The 13,702-nt window shown below is 68.3% G+C and carries 15 protein-coding genes; 7 read left to right on the top strand and 8 right to left on the bottom strand.

Features of this window, described 5'->3' with window-relative positions; all coding sequences use genetic code 11:
* The first annotated feature begins 3 nt into the window (after window positions 1-3).
* Entirely contained in the window at window positions 4-219 is a 216-nt protein-coding gene (locus ACIA49_RS08790) for a hypothetical protein (protein WP_396376535.1), read from the top strand.
* Here ACIA49_RS08790 and ACIA49_RS08785 read toward each other — a convergent pair.
* The gene (locus tag ACIA49_RS08785) at window positions 216-2,033 is read right to left on the bottom strand and encodes a BTAD domain-containing putative transcriptional regulator (protein WP_396376534.1); all 1,818 of its coding nucleotides are present in this window, start codon (window positions 2,031-2,033) and stop codon (window positions 216-218) included. The genes ACIA49_RS08790 and ACIA49_RS08785 overlap by 4 nt on opposite strands.
* Before the next feature lie 55 nt (window positions 2,034-2,088).
* Here ACIA49_RS08785 and ACIA49_RS08780 point away from each other — a divergent pair, with 55 nt between their 5' ends.
* A complete protein-coding gene (locus tag ACIA49_RS08780) occupies window positions 2,089-2,949 on the top strand; it encodes an alpha/beta fold hydrolase (protein ID WP_396376533.1) in 861 nt (286 codons plus the stop codon).
* A gap of 1,023 nt (window positions 2,950-3,972) precedes the next feature.
* Window positions 3,973-4,419 (top strand): MarR family winged helix-turn-helix transcriptional regulator, encoded by a 447-nt coding sequence (locus ACIA49_RS08775; protein WP_396376532.1) that lies wholly within the window; start codon window positions 3,973-3,975, stop codon window positions 4,417-4,419.
* Window positions 4,420-4,465: 46 nt separating this feature from the next.
* On the opposite strand, the gene ACIA49_RS08770 is transcribed toward ACIA49_RS08775, so the two are convergent.
* Both ACIA49_RS08770 and ACIA49_RS08765 read right to left on the bottom strand, forming a co-directional pair.
* Complete coding sequence (locus ACIA49_RS08770; RefSeq protein WP_012923942.1) at window positions 4,466-4,681, bottom strand: helix-turn-helix domain-containing protein; 216 nt, start codon at window positions 4,679-4,681, stop codon at window positions 4,466-4,468.
* A gap of 136 nt (window positions 4,682-4,817) precedes the next feature.
* The gene (locus ACIA49_RS08765; RefSeq protein WP_396376530.1) at window positions 4,818-5,993 is read right to left on the bottom strand and encodes an acetoin utilization protein AcuC; all 1,176 of its coding nucleotides are present in this window, start codon (window positions 5,991-5,993) and stop codon (window positions 4,818-4,820) included.
* Between the two features lie 112 nt (window positions 5,994-6,105).
* On the opposite strand from ACIA49_RS08765, the gene ACIA49_RS08760 reads away from it, so the two are divergent.
* Window positions 6,106-7,245, top strand: a complete 1,140-nt coding sequence (locus ACIA49_RS08760) for a GDSL-type esterase/lipase family protein (protein ID WP_396376529.1) — start codon at window positions 6,106-6,108, stop codon at window positions 7,243-7,245.
* Window positions 7,246-7,248: 3 nt separating this feature from the next.
* Here ACIA49_RS08760 and ACIA49_RS08755 read toward each other — a convergent pair whose 3' ends face one another.
* The gene (locus tag ACIA49_RS08755) at window positions 7,249-7,743 is read right to left on the bottom strand and encodes a GNAT family N-acetyltransferase (protein WP_396376528.1); all 495 of its coding nucleotides are present in this window, start codon (window positions 7,741-7,743) and stop codon (window positions 7,249-7,251) included.
* Window positions 7,744-8,093: 350 nt separating this feature from the next.
* On the opposite strand from ACIA49_RS08755, the gene trpS reads away from it, so the two are divergent.
* A complete protein-coding gene (gene trpS, locus ACIA49_RS08750; protein WP_396376527.1) occupies window positions 8,094-9,059 on the top strand; it encodes a tryptophan--tRNA ligase in 966 nt (321 codons plus the stop codon).
* Window positions 9,056-9,799: an endonuclease/exonuclease/phosphatase family protein gene (locus ACIA49_RS08745; RefSeq protein WP_396376526.1), complete on the top strand. Its 744-nt coding sequence runs from the start codon at window positions 9,056-9,058 to the stop codon at window positions 9,797-9,799. Before trpS ends, ACIA49_RS08745 begins: the two co-directional genes overlap by 4 nt.
* Here ACIA49_RS08745 and ACIA49_RS08740 read toward each other — a convergent pair.
* From ACIA49_RS08740 to proC, 3 genes are read right to left on the bottom strand one after another with little or no spacing between them, the layout of a single operon-like run.
* Window positions 9,796-10,698 (bottom strand): TIGR03560 family F420-dependent LLM class oxidoreductase, encoded by a 903-nt coding sequence (locus ACIA49_RS08740; protein ID WP_396376525.1) that lies wholly within the window; start codon window positions 10,696-10,698, stop codon window positions 9,796-9,798. The genes ACIA49_RS08745 and ACIA49_RS08740 overlap by 4 nt on opposite strands.
* A gap of 27 nt (window positions 10,699-10,725) precedes the next feature.
* Window positions 10,726-11,304 carry a hypothetical protein gene (locus tag ACIA49_RS08735; protein WP_396376524.1) on the bottom strand — a complete coding sequence of 193 codons (579 nt, stop codon included), beginning with the start codon at window positions 11,302-11,304 and terminating at the stop codon, window positions 10,726-10,728.
* A 60-nt stretch (window positions 11,305-11,364) separates the two neighbouring features.
* Complete coding sequence (gene proC / locus ACIA49_RS08730) at window positions 11,365-12,168, bottom strand: pyrroline-5-carboxylate reductase (protein ID WP_391541133.1); 804 nt, start codon at window positions 12,166-12,168, stop codon at window positions 11,365-11,367.
* A gap of 100 nt (window positions 12,169-12,268) precedes the next feature.
* On the opposite strand from proC, the gene ACIA49_RS08725 reads away from it, so the two are divergent.
* Window positions 12,269-12,709, top strand: a complete 441-nt coding sequence (locus ACIA49_RS08725) for a hypothetical protein (RefSeq protein WP_396376523.1) — start codon at window positions 12,269-12,271, stop codon at window positions 12,707-12,709.
* On the opposite strand, the gene ACIA49_RS08720 is transcribed toward ACIA49_RS08725, so the two are convergent.
* On the bottom strand, window positions 12,710-13,639 hold the full coding sequence (locus ACIA49_RS08720; RefSeq protein ID WP_396376521.1) for a proline dehydrogenase family protein: 930 nt from the start codon (window positions 13,637-13,639) through the stop codon (window positions 12,710-12,712).
* Window positions 13,640-13,702: the final 63 nt, after the last annotated feature.

Here is a 13,702-nt window from a genome sequence, read left to right as displayed (position 1 = left end):
GTCATGGCCTACGTGATCTTCGTCGGTGGTCTGGTGGTGGTGCTGTCCGGGCTCACCGTGTTTGCGCGGTGGGCGAAGGGGCGCGGGCATGGGTCGGGCCTGGCCGGGGCAGTGGCGGCGTACGAGGAGGCTTATCGGCCAACCTCGCATCACGCTCACCAGGAGCAGCGCGTCGCGAGTGATCGGCGGGCCGAGGCTGGTTCGCCGGACAACCTCTAGAGGTAGCTGGCGACTGGACCGAGGGTGAGGAAGCCGGACTGGGCACCGGCCTGTTCGGCCGCGGCCGGACGGAGGGCAGCTTGGGCTTTCGCCAGCAGAGGTTGGTGATCTGCGGCTTTGGCGGCTTGAGCGAGGAGAGCCCAGTGCGCTTCGAGGAGCAGGCCTGGGGGTGGGGGCGCGACGTGGCTGAGCAAGCGAGCCGCGTAGGAATACTTGCCCTGGGCAATCATGAGTAGCGGCTGGATCCACGGCATGTGGGGACCGTAGTCGGCATTCTGCGAGATGGGGAGCTCGTGGCGGAGGCTGTGGGCCGCGAGAGCGAGTGGGAGCAGGCCGTGATCGAGGCCAGGCATGGCGGTCGCGGGGTGATGGGTCGCGGCTTGCGTGTAGGCAGTCGGGGTGTCGGCGCGGAGGGCGGCGTACCAGCTGGTGAAGACGCCGACGAGCGGTGAGTCGTGTCGGGCACCCAGCGCATCGGCCGCGGCTGCGTGCTCGTCCGCGGCAGTGTGGTCGGCGATGGCGCACGCGGACTGCAGGCGGATGAGGTGCCCGAGGATCTCGTACGCCGGGAGCGCGTGGCGGGCGGCGAGTGCGGTCAGCTCGGCGCCGATCCCGTCGCGGGTCTCCGACTGACCGGCTTGGCGACAGGACTGGATGAAGACGCCGTTCAGCGCGAAGGCGAGGATCGCGGGATCGTCCAGCGTGCGGGCGATCTGCTCAGCCTCACGAGCAGCTTCCAAGGGACGGGCGGCACTGGATCCCCTTGATTCCAAGGCGATCGTGGCGAGCAGGCGTGCGCGCAGCGCAGGGTGGTCCTGGGTCGGGAGGACCCGCTCGGCGGCGCGCACGATCGCTGCGGCTTCCGCCTCGTCGTCGGACCGCGTCCAGATCGCCGGTACGTCGTACGCGCCGATCACTCGCGCAGCGAGGTCCGGATCCCCGAGCTGCTCGGCTGCGGCGATGGCCGCCAAGCGGTGCCGGCGTACCTCGGCGAGCTCGCCGGTGACCGCGAGACTGCGCAGCATCCCAACCGTTGACTCCAGCTGCGCTTTTGCACCGGTGGTGCGTTGGTAGGCGGCTGCGGTGACGGACCACACCGACGCGGACTCCACGGCTTGGTTGAGGATGTCCGCCTCGAGCCGCACTAGCGCCGTACCGGGGTCGATGCCTAGCTGCTCGACCAGCATGGCGCGGGCACGTCGCAGTACGGCGAGTGCGTCGGCCTGCCGACCGGACTGGTAGAGCGACAGCGCCAGGAGCCGCCAGCCCTCCTCACGCCAGGGGTGGTCGGTCACATGCGCGTCCAGCTCAGCCACTGCCGTCGCGGCCTGACCGGCGGTCAGTCGTGCCTCCGCCAACCGCTCCACAGCCAGCAGCCGCAGCTCGGTCAGCCGGACTCGCTCCGCCTGGGCCCACGGCTCTCCGGCGAAGTCGGCGTACGCGGGACCGCGCCAGAGCTTGAGGGCAGTCTCATACTCCCCTGCCTTCACGGCGTCCTCAAAGCGCCAGGCGTCGACAGACGTTGCTTTGAGCACGTACCCAGGCCCCTCGGTCACCAGCAACTGCGGCTGGGTCCGCGGTGCGCGCTCCGGCTCGAGAGACCGCCGGAGCGCGGCCACAAACGTCCGTACGGCGCTCAACGCACCCTCCGGCGGATCTACCCACAGATCGTCGACCAGTCGCGTCGCGGGCACCACCCTCCCCCGCGCGACGATCAACCGAGCCAGTACGGCGCGATGCCGCGGGCCCTTGAGCGCGACCAGCTCTCCCGCGTCATCCCAAGCCACCACCGACCCGAGCACCCCGAACTCCACCCGCTCACCGTAACGTGCTCATCCAGCGCTCATCCGCCCGCGCGAGCCTGAACGCGTGAAGATCAACGGATTCGACTACCTCCAACTCCCGGGCGCCGACGGCATCACCCTCAACGTCGCAGTCGGCGGCTCCGGTACGCCGGTTGTCCTGCTGCACGGATTCCCACAGACCCACCTCATGTGGCGTCACGTCGCCACCAAGCTCGCGACCGAACACACGGTCATCTGCCCTGACCTGCGTGGCTATGGCGACAGCTCCAAGCCGGCCGACGGTTACTCGAAACGCACGATGGCCCTGGACATCGTCACAGCGGTTCGATCGCTCGGCCACTCGACGTTCGCCTTGGCCGGTCATGACCGCGGCGCTTTGGTCGCCTTCCGGGCCGCCCTCGACCACCCGGACGCGGTCACCCACCTGCTGTCACTCGACGTACTGCCGACTCTCGACATGTGGGAAGTCATGCACGGCACCACCGCCGCCATCGGCTTCCACCTCTACCTGATGGCGCAGCCGCCCGGCCTCCCGGAGAAGCTGATCGCCGGCGCCCCCGACGCCTTCTTCGGCCACTTCCTCGACATCTGGACCAAAGACCCGACCGCCATCCCCGCCGAAGTCCGTTCCGCCTACCTCACCGCCTCCCGCGAGGCGATCCCCTCGATCGTCGCCGACTACCGAGCCTCCGCCACCATCGACGTCACCCACGACACCGAATCCCTTGCCGCCGGCAACAAACTCGCCATGCCCGTCACCGTCATCCAGCAAGACTGGGGCACCGCCCTAGGCTTCGACGCCACCGCCCGCTGGCAAGCCTGGGCCCCCAACCTCCACCACCAACTCACCACCGCCGGCCACTTCCTAGCCGAAGAGTCCCCCACCGAAGTCCTAACCGCCCTCCACAACCTCCTCACCCGCTAACCACCCCCGCGCTCGCGCCTCCGGCAATTTGAACGGATAACCCCGCAACTGGTCCCTTCTCCCCTGAAAATCCGAGGTGAGAAGGGACCATTTCAGGGGATATCCGTTCAAACGCATCAGGGGATGCGGGCGGGGGTTGGGGTGCCGTCCGGTATGGCGCGGTGGTTACTCGCCATTCCGTCTGCGGCCGGGGGCGTGGGTTTGTGGTTGCTCGCCGCTGCGGCCGATTTACAGTGGCGGGTGGCTGGCGTGGGCGCGGGGCTGAGGGGGATGGCGCGGTCGGCGACCGCAGTTCCCGTCGCCTGAGCTTCCGGGCTGTGGCTGAGGTTCGAGATCGGCGCCGAGTAGACGGTCAGGTCGCTATGTGGACAAAACGTTCCAGCCAGCGAACGGGCGCGACCGGCAGGGGCGTGTTTCGCGTTATGGGTGAACTTTTCGGGTCTAGGCGCCGAAAAGTTCACTGGTAAGGAGCAGGCGGTCCCCGGTGCGGGGGTGGGTCGCGGTAGTTGGGGAGTTGTGGGGACCCGGTGACGAAAATCCACCACTTAGCGAGGGCCGCCAAGCGCGGGAGTACTCCCAGCGACCCCTGCGGCTGCCATTTGGTGGGTTAACCCACGAGGTGGTGGGTTCTGGACTCGCATGCGGGTACAGAACCCACAAGCTGATGGGTGAACCCATCAAATGAGGATGGCCGGTGAGGGTCGCCGGGCGCGGGAGTACTCCCGGCGATCCCTGCGGCCGCCATTTGGTGGGTTAGCCCGTGAGGTGGTGGGTTCTGGACTCGCATGCGGGTGCAGAACCCACAAGCTGATGGGTGAACCCATCAGATGGGGGATGGCCGGTGAGGGCCTGTGGGGGTGTTCGGCGCGGTGGGCCACTTTGCAGGCATGCTCGCTACCGGCGGCAACCGAAGCCCGGAAGCTCAGGCGACGTGGACGCGGTCGCTGACGGGTCCATCTCCCTCAGCCACGCGCCGGGCGCCAGCCACCCGTCTCTGTGAGCCGGCCGCAGCGGCGAGCAACCATGAACCCACGCCCCCGGCCGCAGATGGAATGGCGAGCAACCACCCCGCCGTACAGATCCAGCCATAGCCCGGAAGCTCAGGCGACGTGGACGCGGTCTGGAGCAGGCCGGCCGGTACTACGGGAGCTCGGCCTCACGTCGGCCGAGTACGACGTGATCGTCGCGCTGCGGCGTGAGGGAGCGCCGTACCGGCAGAAGCCGTCGGACCTGAGCCGCACCAGCAACGTGATCAACCAGCTGGTACGGCGGGGCTACGTCGACCGCGAGCCTGATCCGGAGGACGGCCGCGGCACGCAGATCCGGCTCACCGCGGACGGGGTCAAGGCGGCCGAGGAGGCTGTGGTCGCCAGCTCCGCGGCCCAGCACAAGGTCTGGGACGGGTACCCCGACGAAACGGTCCGGCAGGCGATCGCCGTACTGCGAACGCTGCAAGGACTGGACACATGACGAGGCGGCCGGTCCCCAGACAGGGATCCGGCCGCCTCTCTCGTGGTTATCCGGCCTGAAAGAAGGCGCCCTTGAGGTAGTCGTGCACTGCGTCCTCCGACACCCGGAACGAACGACCCACCCGCACCGCGGGCAGCTCACCGGAATGCACCAACCGGTACACCGTCATCTTGGACACGCGCATGGCCGTGGCAACCTCTGCCACGGTCAGAAACTTCACCTCTGCGAGCGGCTGCTCACCACCGGACTTCTTTGATGCCATTTGCGCACCGCACTTCCAGCACGGATCGTGCGCCGGCTTCCCCTCCGGCACCTCCGTCCGTGCATGTGTCGAGGGTAGTGGCTGTTGGTGCGAATGGGAAAGAGGGGGACTCGTGTGACTCGATCCTGTGACGAAGTCAGTACGTAGGGTCGAGGCCCAGGTACGGAAAACTGATGTCCCGGGTGGCCTTGATCGAGCGGTCCAACCAGGTGTCCGGGTTGTAACCGGTCGACCAGTCGATGTACTCCGGGTCGCGCCCGTCCGTCATCCGCAGCGGCGCCACCCGCCCGAACCGGATCTGTACCTCTTCCCGCCACGCCTCCGGCACCGGAGTCTGCGGATCGACCGGCTTCCCGGCGACGATCGCCAGCAGATGGCTCCACGCGCGCGGGACGACGTCGATGATCGCGTAGCCCCCGCCCCCGGTCGCGACCCACTTCCCGTCGGTGACCTCGTGTGCCAGATCGTGCAGAGCCAGGTACGCCGCCCGCTGCCCATCAACCGTCTTGGTCAGATGCGCCAGCGGATCCTCCACATGCGAGTCACACCCGTGCTGCGTCACCAGGATCGAAGGCCGGAACGCGCGAACCACGTCCGGCACGATCGCGTGGAACGCCCGCAGCCATCCCGCATCCCCGGTCCCCGGCGGCAGCGGCACATTCACCGCGGACCCCTGCGCATCCGGCCCACCGATCTCCCCCGATCCACCCGTCCCTGGGAAGAGCGTGGTCGGCGACTCGTGCAGGCTCACGGTCAGCACCCGCGGATCGTTGTAGAAGACTTCCTGTACGCCGTCCCCGTGGTGCACGTCGACATCCACGTACGCGACCCGCTCGGCGCCGTGATCGAGCAGCCACTGGATCGCGATCGCCGGGTCGTTGTAGACGCAGAACCCACTGGCCCGGTTCGGCATCGCGTGGTGCAGGCCGCCGGCGATGTTCACCGCGTGCAGCACCTCGCCCTCCCAAACCGACCGCGCGGCCTCGACGCTGGCCCCGGCGATCTGCGCGCTCACCGCGTGCATCCCGGCGAAGTTGTACGTGTCGTCCGACCCGAGTCCATGCGCAAGATCCGGTACGTCGGGATCGTCGCTAGCGCGTTTGACCGCCTCGACGTACTCCGCCGTGTGCACCGTGCGCAGCAGGTCGTCACTCGCCACCGGCGCCGGGACGATCGGCAGGTGGTCGAGGATCCCGAGCTCCCGGGCCAGGCGGATGGTCAGCTGCACCCGGATCGGGCTCATCGGATGCCCACGGCCGAAGTCGTAGCCGGTCAGCGCATCCTCGTAGACCAATCTCGCCTCACCAGTCATGGATCCGACCTTAACGGTCCACTCGGAGGTTCGGGGTCGGTCGAAAGGTTTGCCGGTCCCCCGGCGGCGACTGACGATCAAGGCGCACCCGTCCAGTTTCGAGGAGACCTCCATGCGTGCGATCGCCCGTGCCCTGCCCGCGCTGCTCAGCGTGGCCGCGCTGATCGGAACCGGCGTCACCGCCGGAACCCTCACCACCAGTACGACGGCCGCACCCGCCGCCGACGCCCCCGCCGTACCGATCAACCGGGCGACGCCGACCAAGATCATGCCGATCGGTGACTCGATCACCGCCAACTCCACCGGCAACGGCGCGGCGTCGTACCGGCCCGACCTGTGGCAGCTGCTGCGGGCGGACGGCCGGCCGATCGACTTCGTCGGCTCCCAGGTCAACGGGCCGGCGAACCTGATGGACCCCGACAACGAGGGCCACGGCAGCTGGACCATCGCCAACATCCAGGCCAATGTCGTCGGCTGGCTGAACACCTACCAGCCCGACGTGATCACGCTCCAGATCGGCACCAACGACATGTACAGCGACGCCGACGCCGGTGCCGCCCCGGGCAAGCTGTCGGCGCTGATCGACACCATGACCAGCACGCTGCCGAACGTGAAGGTCTTCGTGAGCGCGATCCCGCAGCTCGCCAACGCCACGTACTACACCCGGGTCTCCGCCTTCAACTCCACGATTCCCGGCATCGTCGCCGGGAAAGTTGCTAACGGCAAGCATGTCGGCTATCTGGACGCGAACTCCGGCCTGTTCCAGCCCTACGACTTCGTCGACATGTGGCACCCGAACTACGGCGCCGCGTCCAAGGCCGCGGTCCGCTGGTACGCCGCGCTGACCGGGCTGGAGGTGACCCGGTTCGAGGCCGAGCAGACCGCCAACGCGACGATCAGCGGCGCACCGACCAAGCGGACGCAGATCATCTCCGCGTCCGGTGGCGCGAAGGTCGGGTACATCGACCTATCGACCAGCTTCGTCAAGTTCACCTTCGACGTCGGTGCCGCCGGCACCTATCGGATCCGGGCCCGCGGCGCCAACGGGATCGGCACGCCCTGCACGCACATCGTCGACGCCAACGGCGGGACGCCGGCCACGATGACGTACCAGTCGTACAGCTGGGACCTGCTCGGCACCTCCGCGGTCGACCTCGATCTGAAGGCGGGGACGAACACGGTCACCTTCAAGAAGGGCGAGTGCTACACCGAGCTGGACGCGATCGACGTCAGCCTCAAGCCGACCGCCTGAGCCCTAGAGCGTTTGGGACATCAGCGTGAGCGGGCGCGTCGGGTCGTAGAACGTCTCGATGCGCCCGGTCGGCCGGAAACCGGCCCGGCGGTAGAAGGCCGCGGCCCGCGGAGCGGCGTCGTACACCCAGAGCAGCAGCCGCTTGTAGGCCTGCCCCCGGGACCAGTTCAGCAGCGAGGTGGTGAGCGCATCGGCCACTCCGACGCCGCGGAACGACGGGTCGACCCACATCGAAAGCATCAGGGCGGCATCCGGGTCCCGTTCGTCCGGACCGGCCGGTACGCCGATCACCATGCCCGCGGGTGCGCCGTCGGACTCGGCCAGCAGGGTCACCTTGGTGTCGGAGCTCAGCCGGGCGCGCCAGTCGGCCGGGGTCAGCGCGATCGAGTCGCCGTGCGTCTCGTAGAAGGATCCCGGCGCCTCGAGCAGGGCGCGCCGCCGGACCTCACGCAGGATTTCCCAATCGTCCTCGGCCAGTCGCCGTACCCGCACCGTCATGACCTCATCCTGACAAACCCGGTACGGCGGGCGGCGCAACACCCCTCCCAGGCTGCGCCGGCCCGCCCGAGCGCTGGGTCAGCAGCGGGTCCAACAGCCGGTTCATCGCGGTTGGACTGCAAAGCGTTACAAGAATTGCAAGAGAAAGCAGATCTGTCGCCCAGAGTGAGCCTGCACTGGCCCTGGAGCCGGGTCCCGGGCTACGCTTGGGCCCGTGAACACTCGTCTGCAGCAGTGGTGGGCCGTCTAGGGCGGTCACCCAGCGTTCACGCGCATCCATGAGGCCGTCTCGCCGAGACGGCCTTTTTTGTGCCCCGGTGAGACCCCAACTCACCCGAAAGGCACAGATCATGACCTCGCTCTCCGGCATCACGCCGTCCGGCCGCCTAACCCTCGGCAACCACCTCGGCGCCCTGTCCCGGTTCACCGACCCCGACGGTTTCTACTTCGTCGCGAACCTGCACGCCATGACCACCCGGCACGATCCACGACGGCTCGCCGCCCTCACCCGGGAGTGCGCGACGCTGATGCTCGCCGCGGGCATCCCACCGGGGGCGGTCTTCGTCCAGTCCGACGTCCCCACGCATGCCCAGCTCGCCTACCTGCTCGAGTGCACCACGTACGTCGGTGAGCTGGGCCGGATGATCCAGTACAAGGAGAAGGGCGGCCGCCCGATGACGCGGGCGTCCCTGTTCACCTATCCGTGTCTGATGGCGGCCGACATCCTCCTGTACGGCGCCGAGCAGGTGCCCGTCGGCGGTGACCAGGACCAGCACGTGGAGCTGGCCCGGGACGTCGCGATCCGGTTCAACCGCGAGTACGGCGAGACGTTCGTCGTACCGAAGCTGCACAAGGCGGCGCTGGCCACACGGATCAAGGACCTGACCACCCCGACGGCCAAGATGAGCAAGTCCGACTCCGACGACGCGGTCGGGACCATCCGGCTGCTCGACCCGCCGGACGTCATCCGTCGCCAGATCATGCGGGCCGTCACCGACTCCGAGAACGAGATCCGCCACGACGAGGACAACAAGCCAGGAGTGACCAACCTGCTGGAGATCCTGGCCGCGTGCACCGACGGCGATCCGGTCGCGTTGGCCGCGGCGTACTCGTCGTACGGCGATCTCAAGCGGGACGTCGCGGACGCCGTACTGGCCGTCATCGAGCCGCTGCAGAAGGAGTACGCCCGGCTCGCGACCGACCCCGGCGCGATCGACGAACTGCTCGCTCAGGGGCGAGACCGGGCACTCGAAGCGAGCACACCCCGACTCCAAGCAGCGATGCGAGCCATCGGTTTGGCAGGATCAATGCCATGAAGATCCGAGCCGCCACCTTCAACCTTCGCAATTCCTCCGCCCCGGACGGCGACAACGCCTGGCCGGTACGACGGAGTGCGGCGGTGGCGGCGATCGAACTCCTCGACGCCGACGTGGTCGGGCTGCAGGAAGTGCTGCCCGATCAGCTCGAGTACCTGCGGTTCCGCTTCCCGAAGTACGAGATCGTCGGCGTCGGCCGCGACGACGGGATCGACGCCGGCGAACGCTCCTCGGTCATGGTCCGCGCCGGCGACTGGCGGATCGAGCGCTCCGAGACCCGCTGGCTGTCCGACGACCCCGGTACGCCGGGATCGGTCGGCTGGGATGCGGACCTGACCCGAGTGGCGACACTCGTCTGGCTCCGGCACCGCAGCGGTACGACGATCGGTGTCCTGAACACGCACTATGACCACGCCGGCGAGGTCGCGCAGCTCCAGTCGTCGCGCCTGGTCGCGAAATGGACCGCCGGTGACCTGCCCTGGATCGTGATGGGCGACCTCAACGCGACCCCGGATTCACCACCGTTGAAGGCCCTCACCAACGCCGGCCTGCGGTACGCCGTACCGGCTGATGCGGGTGGTAGCTGGCACGACTTCACCGGCGCCGAGGACGACGACCGCATCGACCACATCCTGATCAGCCCCGCGTGGACCGTGACCGAGGCAGCCGTCTCGCACTTCCGTCCCGGCGGACGGCTGCCCAGCGATCACTGGCCCGTGATGGCCACGCTGTCCCTCTAGATCTTGTTGAAGACCTCTTCGCGGAGGCGTTCGAGGGTTTCGAAGCGCTTGGCGCCGGAGCCGAACCAGTGGTCGGGGACGAGGATCTCGTCGATGCCGGCTTCGGGGTACTGGGCAACGATGTCGAGGACTTCCTGTGCCGAGCCCATGATCACGTGCAGGCCACGGGACTCGAAGTTCTCCTTGCGGGCGACTGCCTCGGTGTCGCCGGGGGCGATCACTTCGAGGAAGGTCTGGGCGGAACGCCGTACCGACTTGGGATCGCGGCCGATGCGCTCGCAGTGCTCGGCGAAGACTTTGCCCTTGTGGGCAGCGAGATCCGGGCGTCCCCAGTGGTTCCACTCGTCGGCGTACTTGGCGACGATGCCGAGGGCAACCTTTTCCCCCGAGGCCCCGATCAGTACGGGGAGCTTGGTGGGCTTGGGCTCGAGCGGGGCGTCCTTGAGCTGGTAGTACTTGCCGTCGAAGGTCGTGCGCTCCTGGGTGAGCAGACCGGTGACCACCTGGCAGGCCTCTTCGAAGCGGGCCAGCAACTGCTTAACCGGCGGCAGCTCGATGCCGTAGACCTCGTGCTCGTTCACCTGCCAGCCGGCGCCGATGCCGTAGACGAACCGGCCGTTGCTCATCTGGTCGATGGTCGCGGCCGCGTTGGCGGCGACGGCCGGGTGCCGGTAGGTGTTGCCCAGCACCATCGAACCGATCCGCACCCGCTCGGTCCGGACGGCGAGACCGGCGAGCAGCGCGAACGCCTCGTTCACCGGGATCGACAGATCGTCGTCGTTCTTCATGAAATGGTCGGCGATCCAGACGCCGTGCCAGCCGGTGCGCTCGGCGTACTCGGCGCCCTCGAGGATCTCGGTCCAGGTGCGACCGGCGTTCGGCCAAAAGGAAAAGTCCATGGCCTCGACCCTACGTCGGGCGACGGATCAGACGAGGTGCCAGCGGAGCAGGAAAGAGCCGATGGAGAGCACGAGGTAGAGCAGGACGAGCAGGGCGCCGATGCCGGGGCGCGGGGTCGCGCGACGGGCGGGGCGGCCGGCGGCCTGCCGGCGCAGGGCCTCCATCACGGCGGCGACCTCGGTGGTGCGGTCGGTCGGGATGCCGTTGATCTCGTTCTCGTCCTTGCCCCGGGTCAGGACGACGTTGTCGTCGCCGACCTCGATCTTGTCCACGTCCTGCCAGGGCAGGCTGCGGATCAGCATGCTCGTCCGCGCCTTGAGGGCGGTCGGCGTCAGCATCACCCGGTAGAGCACGACACCACCGGCGACGCGAACCACGGAGGCGCCGATGATCGTCAGCAGGAAGACAGCGAGGATGTCGCGGGCGCCCATCCAGAGCCAGGAGTTCAGTGCCGGTACGGCGACGAACGGCGCCACGAACAGCGCCCAGGCCCACCACGGTGCGGGATCGACCGGGACCCGCCACGGCAGCACCGGCAGCTCTGCCACCGGTTCCGGGGCAGGGCTCAGCTGCTCGGGGCTCTTCTGCGCCGAACGATTAGCCACAGGCGGGACTCCCTTGACAGAACTGCGGCCCTCACAATAACGCCAGCACCACCGGAGGTGTTATTCGGCGGCGAGATCGCGCGAGCGGTTACGCGCCGCCTCGATCGCGGACAGGAACGCGGCCCGGACCTTGTGGTCCTCGAGTTCCCGTACGGCGGCGGCCGTCGTACCGCCCGGTGAGGTCACGCGCTCCCGCAGTACGGTCGGGTGCTCACCGGTCTCGCGCAGCAGCTTGGCCGACCCGACCAGGGTCTGCACGACCAGGTCGGTCGCCGTCGTCCGCGGCAGGCCCATGTGCACGCCGGCCTCGATCATCGACTCCACCACGAAGAAGATGTACGCCGGTCCGGACCCGGAGATCGCGGTCACCGCGTCCTGCTGCTTCTCCGGGACCCGGATCACCCGGCCGGTCGCGGACAGCAGGCCCTCGGCCAGCACGAGGTGGCTCTCGTCGCAGTGCGCGCCGCGAGAGATGGCAGCCATCCCCTCGTCAACGAGCGCGGGAGTGTTCGGCATGACCCGGACAACCGCGACCCCTTCGGGCAGCCGCGACTCGATGAAGGTGGTCGAGATACCCGCGGCCAGTGACACCACGGTCTGGGACGGCTTCACCACCGGGGCGATCTCGGCCAGCAGCTCCGGCATGTCCTGCGGCTTCACGACCAGCACCAAGGTGTCGGCCTTCGCGGCCGCATCCAGGTTGGACACGACATCCACGCCGTACCGCTCGCGCAGCTCGGCCGCCCGCTCCGCACGCCGCTCGGTGATCAGCAGCTGTTCCGGTCGCCGGCCGGCCCGGATCAGCCCCGACAACAACGTCTCGCCCATCACACCGGCCCCGAGAATGGCCACCTGGTCAGTCATGCCCACAGGTTACTGATGATCCGCCCAGGCCTCTGACCATTTGTCCACGGACGACTCATAGGATGTCCTACCTCTGTCTCCGCCCGTGAAGGAACCGCCCATGCGCATTCGCCGTCCCCTGGCCGCCGCGGCCGCCGCACTGCTCCTGCTGAGCACCAGCCTGACCGAGGCCAACGCCGCGGAGGCCGACGCCACTCATCCGCTCAAAGCCACCAAGGCCGCCGGACCGCCCAACTACGACAACTGCCGGTTCGGTGGGACGAACGTCGGCTCGACCTGCTTCCAGTGGGTGGGCGACGTGCAGTGGGTCTTCGACGGCTGGACCAACGGGTGGGCGGCGGTCGTCCACGTCCAGACCAACTACGGCAAGGACCGCTACTGCCAGGCCTTGCCGTCGGCCGACGGCTGGGGAACCTGCAACTACGACCACGAGGAAGGCAAGTGCGTGCGCTTCCGGTTGTACGAGCTGAAGGACGGCGCCACCCGCAACTGGAGTGACTGGTCCCGCTGGTACGGGACCGAGTACGGATCGCCCTGCTGATTACTTCTTGCTGATCAGCGAGCGCGCGAAGAACTGCAGGTTGGCGGGGCGCTCGGCCAGGCGACGGACCAGGTAGCCGTACCAGTCCTCGCCGTACGGGATGTAGATGCGCATCGTGTGGCCGAGGCCCGCCAGCCGGAGCTGCTCCTCGGGACGGATGCCGAACAGCATCTGGAACTCGAAGGAGCCCGGCTGCCGGTTGGCGCGTTCGGCGAGGGCGCCGGCGATGTTGATCAGCCGCGGGTCGTGCGACGCGACCATCGGGTAGCCGGTGCCGTTCATGAGGATCTTCAGCGCGCGGACGTAGGCCTTGTCCACCTGGCGCTTGTCCTGGAACGCGACCGACTCGGGCTCCTTGTAGGCGCCCTTGCAGAGGCGGACGCGGGAACCGGCGTGCGCCAGGTCGCGGCAGTCGCCCTCGGTACGGCGGAGGTAGGCCTGCAGCACCGCACCGGTCTCCGGGAAGTCCTGGCGCAGCTCGCGCAGGATGCCCAGCGTGGAGTCGGTGGTGGTGTGGTCCTCCATGTCGAGGGTGACCGTCGTACCGGCGTTGCGGGCGGCGTGGCAGATCGTCCGGGCGTTCTCCAGCGCGATCTTCTCGCCGTCGCCGGGCAGCGCCTGGCCGACCGCGGAGAGCTTGACCGACACCTCGGCGTTCTTGGTCAGGCCCGCAGCCGAGAGCTGCTTCAGGAGTTCGAGGTAGGCATCCGCGGTGGCGGTCGCCGCGGCGACGTCGGTGACGTCCTCGCCGAGGTGGTCGAGGGTGACGTTCAGGCCGTTGCTGACCAGCTTCTCGGTGGCCAGCACGGCCTCCGGAGCGGTCTCGCCGGCCACGAAGCGCGCCACGATGCCACTGGAGACCGGCATCGCCGACACGGCCTTCTTGATCTGGGGGCTGCGGGACATGCCCAGCAGGACTCGCCGAAGCACTTCTGTTCTCCTCCTCGAAGCCACCCGGCCCCGTATGCCAGTGGTGTCAGCAGGCTACGCGCC

The sequence above is a fragment of the Kribbella sp. NPDC051587 genome, from assembly GCF_044453945.1.
GTDB lineage: Bacteria > Actinomycetota > Actinomycetes > Propionibacteriales > Kribbellaceae > Kribbella.
This window is presented reverse-complemented; position numbering and strand designations above follow the sequence as displayed.

Coding starts and splice junctions, on each gene's coding strand:
- ACIA49_RS08790 (WP_396376535.1), top strand. CDS start 4: ATGGCCTACGTGATCTTCGTCGGTGGTCTGGTGGTGGTGCTGTCCGGG.
- ACIA49_RS08775 (WP_396376532.1), top strand. CDS start 3,973: ATGAACCCACGCCCCCGGCCGCAGATGGAATGGCGAGCAACCACCCCG.
- ACIA49_RS08770 (WP_012923942.1), bottom strand. CDS start 4,681: ATGGCATCAAAGAAGTCCGGTGGTGAGCAGCCGCTCGCAGAGGTGAAG.
- ACIA49_RS08765 (WP_396376530.1), bottom strand. CDS start 5,993: ATGACTGGTGAGGCGAGATTGGTCTACGAGGATGCGCTGACCGGCTAC.
- ACIA49_RS08760 (WP_396376529.1), top strand. CDS start 6,106: ATGCGTGCGATCGCCCGTGCCCTGCCCGCGCTGCTCAGCGTGGCCGCG.
- ACIA49_RS08755 (WP_396376528.1), bottom strand. CDS start 7,743: ATGACGGTGCGGGTACGGCGACTGGCCGAGGACGATTGGGAAATCCTG.
- trpS (WP_396376527.1), top strand. CDS start 8,094: ATGACCTCGCTCTCCGGCATCACGCCGTCCGGCCGCCTAACCCTCGGC.
- ACIA49_RS08745 (WP_396376526.1), top strand. CDS start 9,056: ATGAAGATCCGAGCCGCCACCTTCAACCTTCGCAATTCCTCCGCCCCG.
- ACIA49_RS08740 (WP_396376525.1), bottom strand. CDS start 10,698: ATGGACTTTTCCTTTTGGCCGAACGCCGGTCGCACCTGGACCGAGATC.
- proC (WP_391541133.1), bottom strand. CDS start 12,168: ATGACTGACCAGGTGGCCATTCTCGGGGCCGGTGTGATGGGCGAGACG.
- ACIA49_RS08725 (WP_396376523.1), top strand. CDS start 12,269: ATGCGCATTCGCCGTCCCCTGGCCGCCGCGGCCGCCGCACTGCTCCTG.